General features: G+C 70.0%; 1 protein-coding gene. It reads left to right on the plus strand.

All coding sequences use genetic code 11. From position 1 onward, the window contains the following. Nucleotides 1-440: 440 nt before the first annotated feature. A partial coding sequence (locus ABZT49_RS08320) for an IS4 family transposase (protein WP_355285274.1) occupies nt 441-1455 on the plus strand: 1015 nt, incomplete at its 3' end.

Consider the following 1455-nt stretch of genomic DNA (forward strand, 5'->3'; position numbering starts at 1 on the left):
GGGGTGGATGTGCGGGCGCTGCGGGCGGGGCGGTTCGGGTGAGGCGCGCTGAGGGCTCGGCTCGCGCCTGACCCTCCCCCCTCTGCGGCATGGCTGTCCGGGGAAAGAATTGGCGTGGGAAATCTCCTCTCCCCAACAGATCCCGGGCTTGCCCGGGATCTGCAAGCGACAGGCGAAGTCGGGCAAGCCCGACTTCTCGCGGGGAGAGGGCTGTGTTCCCGTTCAGGGAACGCAGCGAGCGCAGGCGAAGCCGGAGCGAGGGTGAGGGGGTTTCGACGAGTGAGACTCATCTGGAAACACCCCCTCACCCCCGCCCTACGGGCTTGCCGAACCCTCTGAACGAGGGTTCGGCCCTCTCCCCGCCCGCGGGGCTACGGCCTTGACGGAAATGGTTTGGCGTCTGTGAGTTGGGCGTCTTTGCGGTTCAGCGAGGACGACCGATGCGGGGCTTTGGATCGGGCGACGTACGCACCGAGGCACGAGGGGCATGGCTGTTTGAGCGGATCGTCACCACCGGCAGCGTGGTGCTGAGTTCAGTGGGCGGCAGCGAAGCCGGTACGGCGGCCGCCCATCGCTATCTTTCCTCGTCCTGCGCTGACTGGCAGGGCATCCTGCAGGCCTTTGCAGCCCGCACGGCCCAGGCCTGCGCCGGGCGTCCGATCGTGGCCGTCCAGGACACGAGCGAGATCAACTTCACCTCAGCTGCTGCTGGCCGCCATGGCCTGGGGCCGGCCGGCAACGGCCGCAATCCCGGCTTCTTCCTGCACCCGGTCATCGCCGTCGACGCCGAGGACGAGGCGGTGCTGGGCTTGGTCGACGCCCAGCTCTGGACCCGCGCCGCCCGCCCGACGGCGCCACGTCACCGACGGCCGGTCGAGCACAAGGAGAGCCAGCGCTGGATCACCGGGGCGGCCGCTGCCGCGACGGCTTTGGCCGACACAGCCCAGAGCTTGATCGTGGTCGCCGACCAGGAGGGCGACATCTACAGCCACTTCGCCCGTCGGCCCGCGGGCAGCGATCTTCTGGTGCGGGCACGCCATGACCGGCCACTGGTTGAAGGGGGCAGCCTTCAGGACAAGGCATCATGGCCCGTTGCGACAACTGGCACGGTGGAGGTGCCGGCTCGCCCTGGAGTGCCGGCCCGCATCGCCAAGGTGAGGCTGCAGGCCGGAGCGGTCGAGGTGGTCCGTCCCTCCGGCCTCGGCGCCCGCGAGCCGGCCAGCCTGAGGCTGCATGGCGTCTGCGTGCAGGAACTCGCGCCGCCCGCGGGCGTGACGCCCTTGTGCTGGCGGCTTCTGACGACGCGGGCGGTGCCGGATGCCGCCGCCGCGCAGGAGATGGTGCGGCTGTATCGGTTGCGCTGGCGGGTCGAAATAGTCCTTCCGCAACTGACAAAAGCGTCCGCGCTCGCCATCCGGGCCGACGGGAACCACGTAGCGGATCTCGACCTCGGCC

Source organism: Methylobacterium sp. EM32, assembly GCF_040593685.1.
GTDB lineage: Bacteria > Pseudomonadota > Alphaproteobacteria > Rhizobiales > Beijerinckiaceae > Methylobacterium.